Genomic DNA, 15,706 nt, shown 5'->3' on the forward strand with positions numbered 1-15,706 from the left:
CCCGTTGAAGGAACCACAGACGATGCGAGCCGGCCCGTCCCAGGAGGACATCAGGCGTCACAACCTCGGCGCACTGCTGCGTCACGTCCATCTGGGCGGGCCGATCTCGCGTGCCGAGCTGACCTCCCGGATGGGGCTCAACCGCAGCACCATCATGGCGCTCACCTCCGACCTGACGGCCGCCGGGCTGGTGCGCGAGGAGCTGCCCCGCGAGACGGGGCGCGCCGGGCGGCCCTCCCTGGTGGTGCGGCCCGAGTCGTCGCGGGTGTACGTGTTCGCGTTCGACGTGGGGCCCGACCGGCTGGCGGCGGCCCGGGTCGGGCTGGGCGGGGTGATCCTCGACCGGCGGGAGCTGCCACGCGCGCGCGGCCCGTTCGAGCTCGGGGAACTGGTGGGGGTGCTGGCCGGGTTCGCCCGGCAGATGCGCCGCAAGACCAGGCCCGACACCGTGTGCGTGGGCGCCGCCGCGGCGGTGTCCGGCGGGGTGCGCAAGGGCGACGGCGTCATCACCTTCGGCCCCAACCTGATGACGCCCGAGCGGGAGGTGCCGTTCGGCGAGGAGCTGGGCCGCAGGCTCGGCCTCGGTCTGCCGGTGAGCGTCGGCAACGACGCCAACCTGGGCGCGCTCGCCGAGCACAGCCGGGGCGTGGGCGTGTCCGTCAAGGACCTCATCTACCTGCACGGCGACGTCGGCATCGGCGGCGGCATCATCGCCGGCGGCCACCTGCTGGGCGGCCACGACGGCTACGGCGGCGAGGTCGGCCACATGGTCGTCAACCCCGGCGGCCGGGCCTGCGGCTGCGGCTCCCACGGCTGTCTGGAGGCCGAGGTGGGGGAGCGGGCGCTGCTGGAGGCGGCCGGAAGGACGCAGGCCGGCCAGAACGGCGAGGCGCAGAACGGCGACGCGCAGAGCGGCAAGCACGGCCGGGAGGCGGTGCGCGCCGTGGTCGACGCCGCCGACCGGGGCGACATCGTGGCCCAGGAGGCGCTCAAGCGGGTCGGCGACTGGCTCGGCCTGGGCGTCGCCAACCTGATCAACATCTTCAACCCCGAGATGCTCATCTTCGGCGGCATGCTCAGGGAGATCTATCTCGGCTCGGCGGCGCGGGTGCGCAGCCAGCTCACCCTGCACGCGATGGCGCCGCAGCGCGAGCGGCTGCGGTTGCGCACCTCGGCGCTGGCCGACGACGCGACGCTGGTGGGCGCGGCCGAGCTGGCCTTCGCCCACGTGCTCGCGGACCCGCTGGAGGTGCTGGCCAGGGCCGGCAGCTAGGAGACGCGGGCGTTCGGCGCGGTCCAGGTGTTGCAGGCGCGTGCCGAGGCGGCGTCGTAGCCGCGGTCCTGCCAGTAGGCGAGGTTGCGCGGCTTGCCGTGGACCTTGCTCTCGCGGCTCTGCTTCACCCCGTCGATCCACTGGACCCAGGTGATCTCCGAGCTGAGCGAGTCGAGGGTGGAACGGTAGAAGACACCGGCGAAGCACTCGGCCTGCATCTCCAGCCGGCGGCTGAGCGCCGCGCGCTGGGTCTTGCCGGAGCGCCAGTAGAGCGTGTTCTGGGCGTCGAGGATGCCGGTGAGTTCCTGGACGTGGTGGCCCCACTCGTGCGCGACGGAGTGGGCGAGGTTCATCATGATCTGGTCGCGCAGGTCACGCTTCATGATCCGGATCGCGACCGTGCGCTGCTGCGGGCAGTACTGCGCCCCGTTGGCGGTGATCGTCCCGCAGACCGAGCGGCTTCCCGTGGTGATCTGCAGCTTGGGCGGGCTGTAGCGCAGACCCGCGGCCTTGAAGCGGGTGGCCCAGAAGCGGTTGGCGCACCGGGCCAGCGCCTGCTGGAACCGCTTGATCGAGGCGGCGCTGCCGGGCCGGATCTCGGGGGCCGGGCAGGAGAGGGGGCCCGCGGTGCCCGACCGGTAGATCCTGTTCTTGGTGAGCACGGCCGGCAGCGACGCGGTCGCGGCGGTGCCGGTGGCCGTGCCGGGGGTCGTGGTGGCGGCCGCGGCCGTACCTGTCAGGCCCAGACCCGCGATCATGCAAGCAGCCACTGCGACAAGGGGAATACGCACGATCGCGGATCCTAGACCAATTCATGGTGATTTGTTTGCGTAATCTCGGCTTTCGTCCTGCCCTGGGCCAGGGGCGGCCGCGCCGGTGAGGCGCGGCCGCGCGTCAGTGCGTCAGGCGACGTACCTGGACGACACGGACCAGGTGTTGCAGGAGCCCGGCTGGGCGGAGTTGAAGCCCCGCTCCATCCAGAACGCCTGGCTGCGGCCCTTGCCGTGGTCGTTCTGCGCCCAGCCCTTGTGGCCGTTCTCGCGGAACCAGCTCACGATGTGGTCCCAGTCCTGCTGGGTCACCGGCAGCGAGTTGCTGATCGTCCGCATGAACACCGCGGAGAAGCACTCGGCCTGCAGCTCCAGGCGGCGCGACAGGAGCAGCCCCGCCGAGCGGCCGGCGCGGGCCCTGGCCGGGTAGTAGTAGCTGCCGATGCCGGAGACCGTCTGGACGTGGTGACCGTACTCGTGGGCCATCAGCCTGGCGATGCCCGCCGGGTACGGGTCGCGCAGCTCACGCTTGGTGATCAGCATGTACATGGTGCGGTTGGTGCTGCAGTACACGCCCGCCGCACCCGACACCCAGCGCCCGCAGGCGGTGTTGACCTTGCGGGTGACGATCCGCAGGCGCGGCTTGCTGAAGCTCAGCTTGGCCTTGCGGAACTGGTTGCCCCACGCCCGGTTGAGGCAGTTCGTCATCCGCTGGAGGAAGCGCTTGTACGCGGCGGTGCTGCCGCGCTGGATCCCGCCCGGGGAACAGTTCGTGCCGGTGAGCCGGCCCGACCGGTAGAGCGGGTTGCGCGTGGCCGCGGTCTTGCCCCGCGGGTTGGCCTGCTGAGTGGAGACCAGCTGCGTGGCGAGCCGCTGGGTGGAGACCTGCTGCTTGACCTGCTGTCCGGCCTGGACGCCGTGCGTCTGGGCCACCGCCGTCCCCGTGCCGGCCAGCGCGATGACCACGCCGGCTGCGGTGAGGGACGCCAGTTTCTTCATGGGGAGAGTGTTCATAATGTGCCAAAGACTAGGTCAAGAGCTGACAAATGTGTGTGGATTTGAGTCGATGGGTCTGGTGCGGCATCCGCGAACTAGACTCGACCCGTCGGCGAACAAGAGCAGAGGGGGGTCCGATCCGTGAGCGGGTTGCTGGGCTCGATCAGAGGACCGCACGACGTCAAACGGCTCGCCGCCGGAGAGTTGCCGCGGCTCGCGGGTGAGATCCGCGACCTGCTCGTCGACTCCTGCGCGCGCTTCGGCGGCCACCTCGGCCCCAACCTCGGTGTGGTGGAGCTCACCATCGCCGTCCACCGCGTCTTCGACTCCCCCCGCGACCCGATCATCTGGGACACCGGCCACCAGGCGTACGTGCACAAGCTGCTCACCGGCCGGGCGGCCGGCTTCGAGGCGCTCAAGCAGGAGGGCGGCCTGTCCGGCTACCCCAGCCAGGCCGAGTCCGAGCACGACTTCGTGGAGAACTCCCACGCCTCCACCGCCCTGTCCTACGCCGACGGCCTGGCCAAGGCGTTCAAGCTGCGCGGCGAGCGCGACCGCACCGCCGTCGCGGTGATCGGCGACGGCGCGCTCACCGGCGGCATGGCCTGGGAGGCCCTCAACAACATCGCCGCCGTCAAGGACCTGCCGGTCGTCATCGTGGTCAACGACAACGGCCGCTCCTACTCGCCGACCATCGGCGGCCTCGCCTCCCACCTGTCGTCGCTGCGGGTCGACCGCCGCTACGAGGACATGCTGGAGTTCGTCAAGGACAAGCTGGGGAACGTTCCCGTGCTCTACGACGCGCTCCACGGTCTCAAGAAGGGCGTCAAGGACGTCATCGCCCCGCAGGTGATGTTCGAGGACCTCGGCCTGAAGTACGTCGGCCCCATCGACGGCCACGACGAGCAGGCCATGGAGGCGGCGCTGCGCAAGGCGCGCGGCTTCCGCGGCCCGGTCATCGTGCACGCGCTCACCCAGAAGGGCCGCGGCTACAGCCCCGCCGAGAACCACGACGAGGACCAGTTCCACTCCCCGGGCGCCTTCGACCGCGCGACCGGCGCCGAGAAGCCCAAGGGCCGCATCTGGACCGACGTGTTCAGCGACGAGCTGGTCCGGCTCGGCAAGGAGCGCGACGACGTCGTCGCCATCACCGCCGCGATGCTCCACCCGACCGGGCTGGCGCGCTTCGCCGACGCCTTCCCCGACCGCACCTACGACGTCGGCATCGCCGAGCAGCACGCCCTGACCAGCGCCGCCGGCCTGGCCATGGGCGGCCTCCACCCGGTCGTGGCCGTCTACGCCACCTTCCTCAACCGCGCCTTCGACCAGCTGCTCATGGACGTGGCCCTGCACCGGCTGCCCGTCACCGTGGCGCTCGACCGGGCCGGCGTGACCGGCGACGACGGCGCCAGCCACAACGGCATGTGGGACCTGTCCATCCTCCAGGTCGTGCCCGGCCTGCGCATCGCCGTCCCGCGCGACGGCGAGCGGCTCACCGAGCTGCTGCGCGAGTCCGTGGCCGTCACCGACGGGCCGACCGTGCTGCGCTTCCCCAAGGGCCCGGTCGCCGAGACCGTCGAGCCCGTGCGCAAGCTCGGCGCCATGGACGTCCTGCGCGAGTCCGGCGCCGACGACCCCGACGTGCTGCTGGTCGGCGTGGGCCCGATGGCGCACGCCTGCCTCGAGGCCGCCACCCTGCTCGACGCGCAGGGCATCACCGCCACGGTGGTCGACCCGCGCTGGGTCAAGCCGCTCGACGAGGCTCTGATCGGCGCGGCGACCGGGCGCAGGCTCGTCGCCGTCGTGGAGGACAACGGCCGGGTCGGCGGCGTCGGCGACGCGGTCTCCCGCCTGCTGCGCGACGCCGACGTGGACGTCCCGGTGCGTAACTTCGGCATCCCGCAGCGCTTCCTCGACCACGCCAAGCGGGCCGCCATCCTCGGCCGCGTCGGGCTCACCGGCCAGGACCTCGCCCGCCAGATCACCGAGGCCGTGGCCAGGCGGAGCTCCCCGGTCGTCAGCCCCTCGTAGGGGTGCGCGGCCTTCCCGGGTTACGTCGGCGATACGGGGGAAAGACCCGTCGAGTACGGCTGACGAGCGGATTCCCCTGGCGGATCCCGCTCCGCGCATGAGCGCCCCGGGCCCGGGAAGGATCGCCGACCGTGGACATCTTTCGCACCAAGAGTGTCGAGCAGTCGATCCGCGACACCGAGGCGCCCGAGCACCAGCTCCGCAAGCGCCTCACCGCCGTCGACCTGACGGTCTTCGGCATCGGGGTCATCATCGGCACCGGCATCTTCGTGCTGACGGGCGAGGTCGCCAAGGAGATGGCCGGGCCGGCGGTGGCGGTCTCGTTCGTGGTGGCCGGCGTCGTGTGCGCGCTGGCGGCGCTGTGCTACGCCGAGTTCGCCTCCACGATCCCGGTGGCGGGGTCGGCCTACACCTTCTCCTTCGCCACGCTGGGCGAGTTCCCCGCCTGGATCATCGGCTGGGACCTGCTGCTGGAGCTGGCGCTGGCCGCCGCCGTGGTCGCCGTCGGCTGGTCGGGATACTTCAGCGCGCTGCTCCGCTCGATCGGCGTCGACCTGCCCGCGTCGATCGCGGGCGAGGACGCCGTGGTCGACATCCCCGCGGTCGTGATCGTGCTGATCCTCACCGCGATCCTGATCGCCGGCATCAAGCTGTCGTCCCGCGTCAACCTGATCATCGTGATCATCAAGATCTCGGTCGTGCTGCTGGTGATCGTGGCCGGGCTGTTCTTCATCAACCTGGCCAACTACTCGCCGTTCATCCCGGCGCCGGAGTCGACCGCGACCGTGGAGGGCGTGCAGGCCCCGCTCATCCAGGTGCTGTTCGGCATCACGCCGGTGGCGTTCGGCGTCATGGGCGTGTTCTCGGCGGCGGCCATCGTGTTCTTCGCCTTCATCGGCTTCGACATCGTGGCCACCGCCGCCGAGGAGACCATCGAACCGCAGCGCGCGCTGCCGCGCGGCATCCTCGGCTCGCTGGCCATCTGCACGGTTCTGTACGTGGCGGTCTCGCTGGTCGTGGTGGGCATGCAGCGCTACAGCGAGCTGAGCTCCGAGGCCCCGCTGGCCGACGCGTTCACCGCCGTGGGCCAGAACTGGGCGGCGGCGCTCATCAGCATCGGCGCGATCGCCGGTCTGACCACCGTGGTGATGATCCTGATGCTGGGGCAGACCCGGGTGCTGTTCGCGATGTGCCGCGACGGGCTGCTGCCGCGCCCGCTGGCCAAGGTCCACCCGCGGACCGGCACGCCCGCGCTGCTCACCCTGATCGTGGGCGTGGTGGCCGCCGCGCTGGCCGGGTTCATCTCGTTGAGCGCGCTGGCCGAGCTGGTCAACATCGGCACGCTCTTCGCGTTCGTCGTGGTGTCCGCCGGTGTGATCATCCTCCGGCGTACCCGGCCCGACCTGCACCGGGCCTTCCGGGCGCCGCTGGTGCCGGTGCTGCCGATCCTGTCGGTGCTCGCCTGTCTCTACCTGATGCTCAACCTGCCGGTCGAGACCTGGCTGCGGTTCCTCGTCTGGATGGTGGTCGGCGCGGTGCTCTACTTCACCTACGGCTACCGCCACAGCAGGATGGCCCGCGAGGCGGGGGCTCCGCCCCGGCAGCCGTCCTGAGGGGCGGCCGGAGCCGCCCCCGGGCCGCCCGGTTCGCTCAGGGCGAGAAGACCGCTCCGCCGGCCGCCTTCAGCAGGCACATGTTGGAGTACATCCGGCCGAACGAGACCGGCCGGCCGCGCCAGCGGCCGGTGACCACCACGGCCGCGGGCCGGTACTCGCGCGTGCAGGCGGCGTCGGCGTGGACGTCCAGCCGGGCGGGCTCGCCGCCGACGCGCCGCAGCAGCGCGCAGGCCTTGCGCGGGGACCGGTGGTCGCCTCCGGCCGGGTTGCAGGTGAGCCGGGCCTCACGCGTGGCGCCGTCCTTGACCGCGACCAGGACCCGCAGGACCGCTCCAGGCGCGCTCTCCGCGATGGCCGGGGCCGGGACCGCCAGCAGGGCTCCGCTCAGCACGAGCGCGCCCACCGCCTTCATCATGATCTTCTCCCTTCGTGGCACGGCATCCGAGGCTACGACGGAGAGTGATGAGGGCAGGGGAGGCCCGCCGGGCGGACCTCCCCAAGGGCAGGTCAAGCCGGGAGCGACGCGACCCCGGGCGGCAGGAAGCGTGACGCCGAGTAACCGGCGCGGTCCAGGTACGGGGTGATCCCGCCCAGATGGAACGGCCAGCCGGCGCCGAGGATCATGCACAGGTCGATGTCCTGCGGCGCGGCCACCACGCCCTCGTCCAGCATGATCCGGATCTCCTCGGCCAGCGCCTTCAGCACGCGGTCGCGTACCTGATCGGCGGTGGACGGGGTGTCGCCGCCCGCGAAGAGCGCCACCGCCTCCTCGTCCAGCGAGAAGTCCGGCCGGTAGACGCCCGGCTTGCCGGAGGCGACCAGCGCGGCCAGCTTCGCCGAGACGCGGAACCGGTCCGGGAACGCCTCGTGCAGGGTCTCGGCCACGTGCATGCCCACCGCCGGTCCGACGAGCTGCAGCAGCGCGAACGGCGTCATCGGCAGCCCGAGCCCGTCCAGCGCGTGCTCGGCCGTCTCCAGCGGGGTGCCCTCGTCCACGGCGCCGATGACCTCGCCCATGAACCGGGTGAGCAGCCGGTTGACCACGAACGCGGGAGCGTCCTTGACCAGCACCGACGACTTCTTCAGCGCCTTGCCGACGGCGAACGCGGTGGCCAGCGCCGGGTCGTCGGTCGCGCCGCCCCGGACGATCTCCAGCAGCGGCATGACCGCGACCGGGTTGAAGAAGTGGAAGCCGACCAGCCGCTCCGGGTGGGCCAGCTCCGCGCCCATCTCGGTGACGCTGAGCGAGGAGGTGTTGGTGGCCAGCACGCAGTCGGGCCGCACCACGGCCTCCACCTCGGCGAAGACCTTCTTCTTGACCGCGAGCTCCTCGAACACCGCCTCGATCACGAAGTCGGCGTCGGCGAAGGCGTCCTTGGTGAGCGAGCCGGTCACCAGCGCCTTGAGCCGGTTGGCCTGGTCGGGCGAGACGCGACCCTTGCCCAGGAGCTTGTCGACCTCGGCGTGCACGTACCCCACGCCCTTGCCGAGCCTGCCCTGGTCGAGGTCGGTCAGCACGACCGGGACCTCCAGGCGGCGGGCGAACAGCAGCGCCATCTGCGAGGCCATCAGGCCGGCGCCGACCACGCCGACCTTGGTCACCTTGCGCGCCAGGGACGGGTCGGGCGCGCCCGCGGGGCGCTTGGCCCGCCGCTGCACCAGGTCGAAGGAGTACAGGCCGGCCCGCAGCTCGTCGCCGAGCAGCAGGTCGGCGAGCGCCTCGTCCTCGGCCGCGAAGCCCTCGTCACGGGAGGCGGTACGGGCCAGCGCGATCAGGTCGAGCGCCCGGTAGGGCGCGGGGGCGGCGCCGTGCAGCTTCATGTCGACCAGGAAGCGGGCGTCGCCGATCGGCTTGTCCCAGTCGGTGGCGGTGTGGTCGGCGCGTTCGACCGTCACCTCGCCGGTGAGCACCCGGGCGGCCCAGCGCAGCGACTCCTCCAGGAAGTCGGCGGGCTCGAACAGCGCGTCGGCGAGGCCCAGTTCGAACGCCTCGCGGCCCCGGGTCATGCGGTTCTGCGCCAGCGGGTTGTCCACGATCAGCTTGATCGCGTTCGCCGGGCCGATCAGGCGGGGGAGGAGCTGCGTGCCGCCCCAGCCCGGCACCAGGCCGAGCGAGCACTCAGGCAGCGCCACCGCGGGCACGCCCGAGGAGATGGTGCGGTAAGTGCAGTGCAGCGCCACCTCCAGGCCGCCGCCCATGGCCGCGCCGTTGACGAACGCGAACGACGGGACGTCCAGCTCGCCCAGCCGGCGGAAGACGTAGTGGCCCAGGGCGCCGATCGCCAGCGCCTCCTCGCGGGTGGTCAGCGTCGCCGCGCCCTTCAGGTCGGCGCCGACGCCGAAGATGAAGGGCTTGCCGGTGACGCCCACCGCCGCCAGGTCCGTACGCGCGGAGATCTCCGACAGCGCCCCGTTGAGCGCGAGCAGTCCGTGCGGGCCGAACGTGTTGGGCTTGGTGTGGTCGAAGCCGTTGTCGAGCGTGATCAGCGCCATCGTGCCCGCGCCGCCCGGCAGCTCCACGTCGCGGACCAGGGCCTTGGTGACGACCTCGTCCGTGGAGCGCTCGGTCAGCAGCCTGCGCCAGGTGTCAACGTCGGTCATGCCAGGTTCTCCCAGATCACGGTGCCGCCCATGCCCATGCCGACGCACATGGTGGTGATGCCGTAGCGCACGTCGGGACGCTCGCCGAACTGGCGGGCGAGCTGCGTCATCAGCCGCACGCCCGAGGAGGCCAGCGGGTGGCCGAACGCGATCGCGCCGCCGTACGGGTTGACCCGGGGGTCGTCGTCGGCGAGGCCGAAGTGCTCCAGGAAGGCGAGGACCTGGACGGCGAACGCCTCGTTGACCTCGATCAGCCCAATATCCGACATTTCGAGATTCGCCAGGCGGAGCGCGCGCTCCGTGGACGGGATCGGGCCGACGCCCATGACCTCCGGGTCCACGCCCGCGAACGCGTACGAGACGAGCCGCATCTTCGGCGTCAGGCCGAGCTCCCCGGCGACCTCGGCGGCGGCCACGACACAGCCGGTCGCGCCGTCGTTGATGCCGGAGGAATTGCCGGCCGTCACGTGGCCGTGCGGCCGGAACGGCGTCTTCAGCGCGGCCAGCGCCTCCACCGTGGTGCCCGGCCGCGGCGCCTCGTCCTGGGTGGCCAGGCCCCAGCCCTTCTCCGCCGTGCGCACGGCCGTCGGCACCAGGTCGGGCTGGATCTTGCCGTCCGCGTACGCCTTCGCGACCTTCTCCTGGGACAGCGCCGCGTACGCGTCGGCGCGCTCCTTGGTGATCCTGGGGTAGCGGTCGTGCAGGTTCTCCGCCGTCATGCCCATGACCAGGGCGCTCGGGTCCACCAGCTTCTCCGACAGGAACCGCGGGTTCGGGTCCACGCCCTCGCCCATCGGGTGGCGGCCCATGTGCTCGACGCCGCCCGCGATGGCCACGTCGTAGGCGCCGAAGGCGATGCCGCCGGCGACCGTGGTCACCGCGGTCATGGCGCCCGCGCACATCCGGTCGATGGCGTAACCGGGCACCGTCTTCGGCAGCCCGGCCAGCACCGCGGCCGAGCGGCCGATGGTCAGGCCCTGGTCGCCGATCTGGGTGGTCGCGGCGATGGCGACCTCGTCCACCCGCTCGGGCGGCAGGCCGGGGTTACGCCGCATGAGCTCGCGGATGACGCGCACGACCAGGTCGTCTGCGCGGGTCTCCGCGTACAGCCCCTTCGGCCCCGACCTGCCGAAAGGCGTGCGCACGCCGTCGACGAACACGACGTCACGAGAGGAAGGCACGGATCAGCTCCTCGTTGCTGGACAGCTTCCGCCCCTATGCTACTCGTCAGTAACTACTGCGCACGCGAGGCCCACGGCGACGAGCGCGCAGATCGCCACCGGGCCCAGCTCCCACACACGGCCCCGGGTCCCCAGCACCCCGCCCACGGCCACCACGACCCCCGTTCTCCGCAGGGCCGCGCGCCACGTCCGGCCGCTCGGCGTCGCGTGCCGGCCGCCGCCGGGCGACCGGTCGGGGTCCCAGGGGTCGCCGGGCGCCGTCCCGAGGCGGACGGCGCGCGCCGCCGTCACCGCCACCTCCCCGGCCCACCAGGCGGCGAAGCACATCCCGGCGCCCGCCGCGGCCCAGCCGAGCGCCGTCATCGCGCTCTCCAGCCCGGCGGCGACACCGGACTCGCCGAACAGGGATGGCACCGTACCGCCGAGCAGCAGCACCACCGCCCACGCGGACGCCATCCCCAGCCGGATCGCCGGCCGCAGCGGCGCGGGCGGCGGCGTCGCGTACAGCTCGCGCTCCCGGCGTCGCGCGGCGCGCGCCCGCGAGCCCCAGAGCGCCTGCGTGACCGCCATCGCGGCCGTCGCGCCGGTGAACGACGCCAGCGCGAGCACGGCCGACGGGGTGACCCACGCGCCGGTCGCCCGTTCGGCGAGCAACTGCGCGGCGGGCGTGATCAGGAGCGCGACGGTCATGGCGGCACCGGCGCGGCGCCGCGCGGCCCGCGCCCGCCTCCGCAGCGCGGCCACGGCCTTCGCGCCCGGGGGAGCGCCCGGGAGGGGCGCGGTCTCGGTCGGCAGCATGGACGTCATGATGCGGGACGACGGTCCGTGACGTCCCGGTTTCAGCGAGTTGGAGCCCCGGCAGGTCGGTCGGCTTCTGACACCGGCGTGTCAGCTGGTGACGCCGGCGTCCACGGGGATGGCCGCGCCGGTGATGTTGCGGCCGCCCTCGCCGGCGAGGTGGGCGACGGTCGCGGCGATGTCCTCCGGGGAGCAGTAGCGGCCCAGCGCGGTGTACGCGCGCTCCCCGTCGGCGTCCGGGCCGTCGGCGGGGTTCATCTCGGTGTCGGTGGAGCCGGGATGGACGAGGTTGGCGGTGATGCCCCGGGGGCCGAGGTCGCGGGCCAGGCCCTTGGTGAGGCCGATGAGCGCGGACTTGGTCATCGCGTACAGGGTCCAGCCCGGGTACGGGACACGCTCGGCCAGGCTGCTGCCGATGGTGATGACGCGCCCGCCCTCCGGCAGGTGCCGCGCCGCGGCCTGGGCCAGCACGAAGGACGCGCGGGCGTGCACGGCCAGCGCGTGGTCCACCTCCTCCAGGGTGACGTCCGCCAGCGGCCCGAACGGGGCGATGCCCGCGTTGCCGACCACGACGTCGAGCCTGCCGAGGGTGGCCACGGTGTGCTCGACGGCCGCCACCACCTCGCCCGCGTGCTCGGCCCTCGCCCTGACCGCCAGCGCGCGGCGGCCCAGGGCCTCGGCGGAGGCGGTCACGGCCGCCGCCCGGTCCGCCGCGGTGGCGTACGTGATCGCCACGTCGAACCCGTCGGCGGCGAGCCGGCGAGCGATGGCGGCGCCGATCCCCCGGCTGCCTCCGGTGATCAGAGCGACCTTGTGCCCCATGAATCCTCCAATAAAGCGGAATCAGTTCCGCTTGAGATAGTAGCCGGAACGCATTCCGTTTGTCTCGGGTGGGAGGATGGACGCCGTGAGACGCGAGCGCAGCGACGCCGCCCGCAACCGGGCGAAGATCCTCGCCGCCGCGGCCGGCATCGTCGCCGAGCGGGGGGTGGGCGGCCTGTCGATGGCCGAGGTCGCGGCCGCCGCCGGGGTCGGCGTCGGCACGCTCTACCGCCGCTTCGGCGACCGCTCCGGGCTCGCGTACGCGCTCATCGACGCGCGGGAGCGGGAGTTCCAGGAAGCCTTCATCGCCGGGCCGCCGCCGCTCGGGCCGGGGGCCGAGCCACGCGAGCGCATCCGCGCCTTCCTGCACGCCCTGCTGGAACGTACGGTCGACCAGCTCGACCTGCTGCTGATGGCCGAGACCGCCGCGCCGATGGCCCGGTTCGGCGGCGCCTACCGGGCCCACCACGCCCACCTGGCGATGCTGGTCGCCCAGGCCGCGCCGGGGGCCGACGCCGCCCCGCTGGCCGACGCGCTGCTCGCCCCCTTCGCCGCGCCGCTGCTGGCGCACCGGCTGCGCGAGGACGTGACGCCCGAGCGCGTCAAGGCCGCGCTCGACGCCCTTCTCGCCGCCGTCCGCTGACCGGCGGGCCTCCGCGTCACAAGGGACACAAGAGCACTACAGGGGCGTATGTGACGCTACGTAGTCTTCGGGAAACATGTGAAATTTCCGGACAGATGTTGGTTAAATCTGTTAGGAAAGGTTGCACTCCGTATTCGTACTTGTGAGAGGTTTCAGCGTGGCGCGCGATGAGAACGACAGGTCTTTCGACGACGGGCAGGGGCGGCCGGGGAACCCGGATCTGACCGGCGATGTCCTGTCCCCGCGCTGGAGCACGGACGACACCGACGAGCAGCCCGCCGTCCAGGTCGCGGGCAACGACACGTACATCCTGCCTCCGGACAACGCCGCCCCCTCCCAGCCGCAGGCCGAGCCCGCGTACGCGGAAGGCGTGTACGAGGAGGGACTGACCGGTTCGTACGACGACTCCCAGGCTCCGGCGTACACCGGTGACGAGCCGAGCGATCCCCGCCGAGGCGAGGACGTGGACGGCTACCTGCCGCTGGACCGGGCCTACGAGGAGCCGGAGGAGCAGCCCAGGGCCGGTTTCCTGGGCTCCGGCTGGACCGGCGCCACCGAGGACGACCACCGCGAGGGCGAGGTGCGCCGCCGCACCAGGCTGCTGCTCGCGGCCGCCGCGGCCGTGGTGGTGCTGGGCGTGGGCGCGGGCTGGATGTTCACCGGCGCCACCGCCGACGACCCGTGCGCGGGCGGGCGGTGCGCCGGCGTCGGCGACCTGAGCACCCCCTCGGCCGACGAGGAGCCCGAGGCGGACGCCCCCATCGACGAGGCGATCGACACGGCCACCCCCGAGCCGTCGGCCACCAGGTCCGAGACCCCGGCCACCACCCCGCCGACGACCCGGGTGCGCCCGACCCGCACGGCCGCCGAGGAGACCGACCCCGAGCCGCGGCCCACCCGGACGCGCACCCGGACCGCCGAGCCGCAGTCCGAGCCGACGAGCCGGGAGACCCGGTCGCCGGTCGACGAGATCAAGGAGGCCGAGACCAGCGCCCGGCCCGAACCGCGGCAGACGGAGGAGGACACCGCGGGCGACCCGGTCGGCGAAACCCCGACCGAGGCGCCGGAGCCGGAGGAGACCAGGCGGGGCCTGTTCGACATCCTGTTCCCCTGGGCCTGAGACATGTAAGGATGCGGTTCCGGGTGCTCGTCGGGCATCCTGGAATCCGCTTTCCTGGGGGGTCTCGTGGTCACGCTGGAAGACGTCGCCAAGCAGGCGGGCGTCTCACTCGCGACCGCCTCGCGGGTGCTCAACGGGAGCACCCGCCAGGTGGGCGCGGCGCTGCGGGTGCGCGTCGAGCGCGCCGCCGACGAACTGGGCTACCGCGCCAACACCGCGGCCCAGACGCTCGCCCGGGGGGCGAGCAACGTGATCGGCATCGTGGTCCACGACCTGACCGATCCCTACTTCGCGGCGCTGGCCGACGGCGCCATGCGGGCCGCCGCGGGCGAGCGGCTGCTGGTGATGGTCGGCACCACCCACCGCGACCCCGAGCAGGAGATCGCGTACGTGTCCGCGCTGCACGCGCAGCGGGTCCGCGCCGTCCTGCTCGCCGGGTCGCGGGTGGCCGACCCCGAGGTCACCGGCCGCCTGATCGCCGAGCTGGACTCGTACCGCGCGGGTGGCGGGCGGGTGGCCTGCGTCGGCCAGGACATGCTGGGCGCGAACACCGTCGCGCCCGCCAACCGGGAGGGCGCCGCCGCCCTGGCCCGCGCGCTGGCCGGGCTCGGCCACACCCGCTTCGCCGTGCTCGCCGGGCCGCCCCACCTGATGACGGCAGCCGACCGGTGCGCCGGGTTCGCCTCGGCCCTGCGGGAGCTCGGGCTGCCGGAGCCGCTCGTCGTGCACGGGCCGTTCGACCGCGACGGCGGCTACGCGGCGGCCCAGCGCACCGGCGACGCCACCTGCGTGTTCGCGGTGAACGACGTGATGGCCGTCGGGGCGCTCGCGGCCTACCGGGAGCGCGGCGTCCGGGTGCCGCAGGACGTGTCGGTGGCCGGGTTCGACGACATCGCCACGCTGCGTGATCAGGTGCCCGCGCTGACGACGGTCCGGCTGCCGCTGAAGGACATGGGCGCACGGGCCCTGGAGCTGGCGCTGACCACGGACGAGGGCGTGGTGGTGGAGCAGGTGGCCGGCGAGGTCGTGCTCCGCGAGAGCGTGAGAGACCTGCGATGACGGGGGAGCGTGCGTGATGCGACTGGCCTTCAGCACCCTGGGCATGCCCGGGGCCGGCCTCGACGAGGCGATCGAGCTCGGCCGCCGGGCCGGATGCGCGGGGCTGGAGCTGCGGCTGCACCCCGACACCGGGGTGCACGCCGGGCTCGGCCGCGGGGAGCGCGCGTCGGTGCGGCGCCGGGTCGAGGACGCGGGGCTGGAGATCGCGGCGCTCGCCGGATACGTCGGCGTCTGCGCGCCGGGGGACGACGACGCGGTGGCCGGGGCGCTCCGCGCCGACCTGGAGCTCGCCGCCGACCTGGGCGCGCCGGGGGTGCGGGTGTTCCCGCGCGGCGACGACCCCGCCGTGGGCGCGCGCCGGATCGAGGCGGTCTCCGGTACGGCGGCGGAGCTGGGCGTGCGGGTGCTGGTGGAGACCCACGACCAGATGGCGACCGGGGCCGCGGTGGCCGCCCTGCTGGCCGAGGCCGGCACGCCCGCGACGACCGGCGCGCTGTGGGACGTGCTCCACCCGTGGCGCAACGGCGAGCCGCCGGCCGCCACGCTCGCCGCGCTCGGCCCCTACCTGGCCTACGTGCAGATCAAGGACGCGGTCTCGGCCACCGACACGACCCCGGTGCCGATGTGGTCCGGTTCGGTGCCGCTGGACGAGGCGGGCGAGCTGCTGCGCGCGGCGGGTTACCGGGGCTGGGTGTCGCTGGAGTGGGAGCGCACCTGGTATCCGCAGGTCGCGCCGGTGGAGGAGATCTTGCCGGGGGCCGCCGTGTGGGTTCGGCGATTTGGCGCTTAGATAGTG

Annotated in this window: 14 protein-coding genes; 7 read left to right on the top strand and 7 right to left on the bottom strand. The window is 73.1% G+C overall.

What is annotated here, in order from left to right; translation table 11 throughout:
- Window positions 1-22 precede the first annotated feature (22 nt).
- Entirely contained in the window at window positions 23-1,273 is a 1,251-nt protein-coding gene (locus ACGFI7_RS07860; RefSeq protein WP_393400596.1) for an ROK family protein, read from the top strand.
- Here the strand turns inward: ACGFI7_RS07860 and ACGFI7_RS07865 are convergent.
- Window positions 1,270-2,031 carry a neutral zinc metallopeptidase gene (locus ACGFI7_RS07865; protein ID WP_393400598.1) on the bottom strand — a complete coding sequence of 254 codons (762 nt, stop codon included), beginning with the start codon at window positions 2,029-2,031 and terminating at the stop codon, window positions 1,270-1,272. The two genes, ACGFI7_RS07860 and ACGFI7_RS07865, sit on opposite strands and share 4 nt — an antisense overlap.
- 144 nt (window positions 2,032-2,175) lie before the next feature.
- On the bottom strand, window positions 2,176-3,042 hold the full coding sequence (locus ACGFI7_RS07870) for a neutral zinc metallopeptidase (protein ID WP_393400601.1): 867 nt from the start codon (window positions 3,040-3,042) through the stop codon (window positions 2,176-2,178).
- Window positions 3,043-3,189: 147 nt separating this feature from the next.
- Here ACGFI7_RS07870 and dxs point away from each other — a divergent pair, with 147 nt between their 5' ends.
- The gene (gene dxs / locus ACGFI7_RS07875; protein WP_393401885.1) at window positions 3,190-5,070 is read left to right on the top strand and encodes a 1-deoxy-D-xylulose-5-phosphate synthase; all 1,881 of its coding nucleotides are present in this window, start codon (window positions 3,190-3,192) and stop codon (window positions 5,068-5,070) included.
- Between the two features lie 131 nt (window positions 5,071-5,201).
- The gene (locus tag ACGFI7_RS07880) at window positions 5,202-6,683 is read left to right on the top strand and encodes an amino acid permease (RefSeq protein ID WP_393400603.1); all 1,482 of its coding nucleotides are present in this window, start codon (window positions 5,202-5,204) and stop codon (window positions 6,681-6,683) included.
- Window positions 6,684-6,720: 37 nt separating this feature from the next.
- On the opposite strand, the gene ACGFI7_RS07885 is transcribed toward ACGFI7_RS07880, so the two are convergent.
- The 5 genes from ACGFI7_RS07885 to ACGFI7_RS07905 all read right to left on the bottom strand — a co-directional run bounded on the left by ACGFI7_RS07885 (window position 6,721) and on the right by ACGFI7_RS07905 (window position 12,088).
- On the bottom strand, window positions 6,721-7,101 hold the full coding sequence (locus ACGFI7_RS07885; RefSeq protein WP_393400606.1) for an SSI family serine proteinase inhibitor: 381 nt from the start codon (window positions 7,099-7,101) through the stop codon (window positions 6,721-6,723).
- A 92-nt stretch (window positions 7,102-7,193) separates the two neighbouring features.
- Window positions 7,194-9,287, bottom strand: coding sequence for a 3-hydroxyacyl-CoA dehydrogenase NAD-binding domain-containing protein (locus ACGFI7_RS07890; RefSeq protein WP_393400608.1), 2,094 nt, complete (start codon window positions 9,285-9,287; stop codon window positions 7,194-7,196).
- On the bottom strand, window positions 9,284-10,447 hold the full coding sequence (locus ACGFI7_RS07895) for a thiolase family protein (RefSeq protein WP_393401888.1): 1,164 nt from the start codon (window positions 10,445-10,447) through the stop codon (window positions 9,284-9,286). The genes ACGFI7_RS07890 and ACGFI7_RS07895 overlap by 4 nt, the downstream gene beginning before the upstream one ends.
- Window positions 10,448-10,507: 60 nt before the next feature.
- Window positions 10,508-11,266, bottom strand: a complete 759-nt coding sequence (locus tag ACGFI7_RS07900) for a hypothetical protein (protein ID WP_393400611.1) — start codon at window positions 11,264-11,266, stop codon at window positions 10,508-10,510.
- 90 nt (window positions 11,267-11,356) lie between these two features.
- Window positions 11,357-12,088, bottom strand: coding sequence for an SDR family NAD(P)-dependent oxidoreductase (locus ACGFI7_RS07905; RefSeq protein WP_393400614.1), 732 nt, complete (start codon window positions 12,086-12,088; stop codon window positions 11,357-11,359).
- A 76-nt stretch (window positions 12,089-12,164) separates the two neighbouring features.
- Here ACGFI7_RS07905 and ACGFI7_RS07910 point away from each other — a divergent pair, with 76 nt between their 5' ends.
- From ACGFI7_RS07910 to ACGFI7_RS07925, 4 genes are all read left to right on the top strand, one after another.
- Window positions 12,165-12,731, top strand: a complete 567-nt coding sequence (locus ACGFI7_RS07910; RefSeq protein WP_393400616.1) for a TetR/AcrR family transcriptional regulator — start codon at window positions 12,165-12,167, stop codon at window positions 12,729-12,731.
- A gap of 157 nt (window positions 12,732-12,888) precedes the next feature.
- Window positions 12,889-13,851, top strand: a complete 963-nt coding sequence (locus tag ACGFI7_RS07915) for a hypothetical protein (protein ID WP_393400618.1) — start codon at window positions 12,889-12,891, stop codon at window positions 13,849-13,851.
- Window positions 13,852-13,917: 66 nt separating this feature from the next.
- Window positions 13,918-14,910 carry a LacI family DNA-binding transcriptional regulator gene (locus tag ACGFI7_RS07920; protein ID WP_393400621.1) on the top strand — a complete coding sequence of 331 codons (993 nt, stop codon included), beginning with the start codon at window positions 13,918-13,920 and terminating at the stop codon, window positions 14,908-14,910.
- 16 nt (window positions 14,911-14,926) lie between these two features.
- On the top strand, window positions 14,927-15,700 hold the full coding sequence (locus tag ACGFI7_RS07925; protein WP_393401890.1) for a sugar phosphate isomerase/epimerase family protein: 774 nt from the start codon (window positions 14,927-14,929) through the stop codon (window positions 15,698-15,700).
- Window positions 15,701-15,706 lie beyond the last annotated feature (6 nt).

Source organism: Nonomuraea sp. NPDC048826, assembly GCF_043198225.1.
Lineage (GTDB): Bacteria > Actinomycetota > Actinomycetes > Streptosporangiales > Streptosporangiaceae > Nonomuraea.

Bases quoted from the DNA above. Each gene is read 5' to 3' on its own strand.
- ACGFI7_RS07870 (WP_393400601.1), bottom strand. From the start codon at position 3,042: ATGAAGAAACTGGCGTCCCTCACCGCAGCCGGCGTGGTCATCGCGCTG.
- ACGFI7_RS07925 (WP_393401890.1), top strand. From the start codon at position 14,927: ATGCGACTGGCCTTCAGCACCCTGGGCATGCCCGGGGCCGGCCTCGAC.
- ACGFI7_RS07865 (WP_393400598.1), bottom strand. From the start codon at position 2,031: ATGATCGCGGGTCTGGGCCTGACAGGTACGGCCGCGGCCGCCACCACG.
- ACGFI7_RS07900 (WP_393400611.1), bottom strand. From the start codon at position 11,266: ATGCTGCCGACCGAGACCGCGCCCCTCCCGGGCGCTCCCCCGGGCGCG.
- ACGFI7_RS07905 (WP_393400614.1), bottom strand. From the start codon at position 12,088: ATGGGGCACAAGGTCGCTCTGATCACCGGAGGCAGCCGGGGGATCGGC.
- ACGFI7_RS07860 (WP_393400596.1), top strand. From the start codon at position 23: ATGCGAGCCGGCCCGTCCCAGGAGGACATCAGGCGTCACAACCTCGGC.
- ACGFI7_RS07885 (WP_393400606.1), bottom strand. From the start codon at position 7,101: ATGATGAAGGCGGTGGGCGCGCTCGTGCTGAGCGGAGCCCTGCTGGCG.
- ACGFI7_RS07890 (WP_393400608.1), bottom strand. From the start codon at position 9,287: ATGACCGACGTTGACACCTGGCGCAGGCTGCTGACCGAGCGCTCCACG.
- ACGFI7_RS07910 (WP_393400616.1), top strand. From the start codon at position 12,165: ATGGACGCCGTGAGACGCGAGCGCAGCGACGCCGCCCGCAACCGGGCG.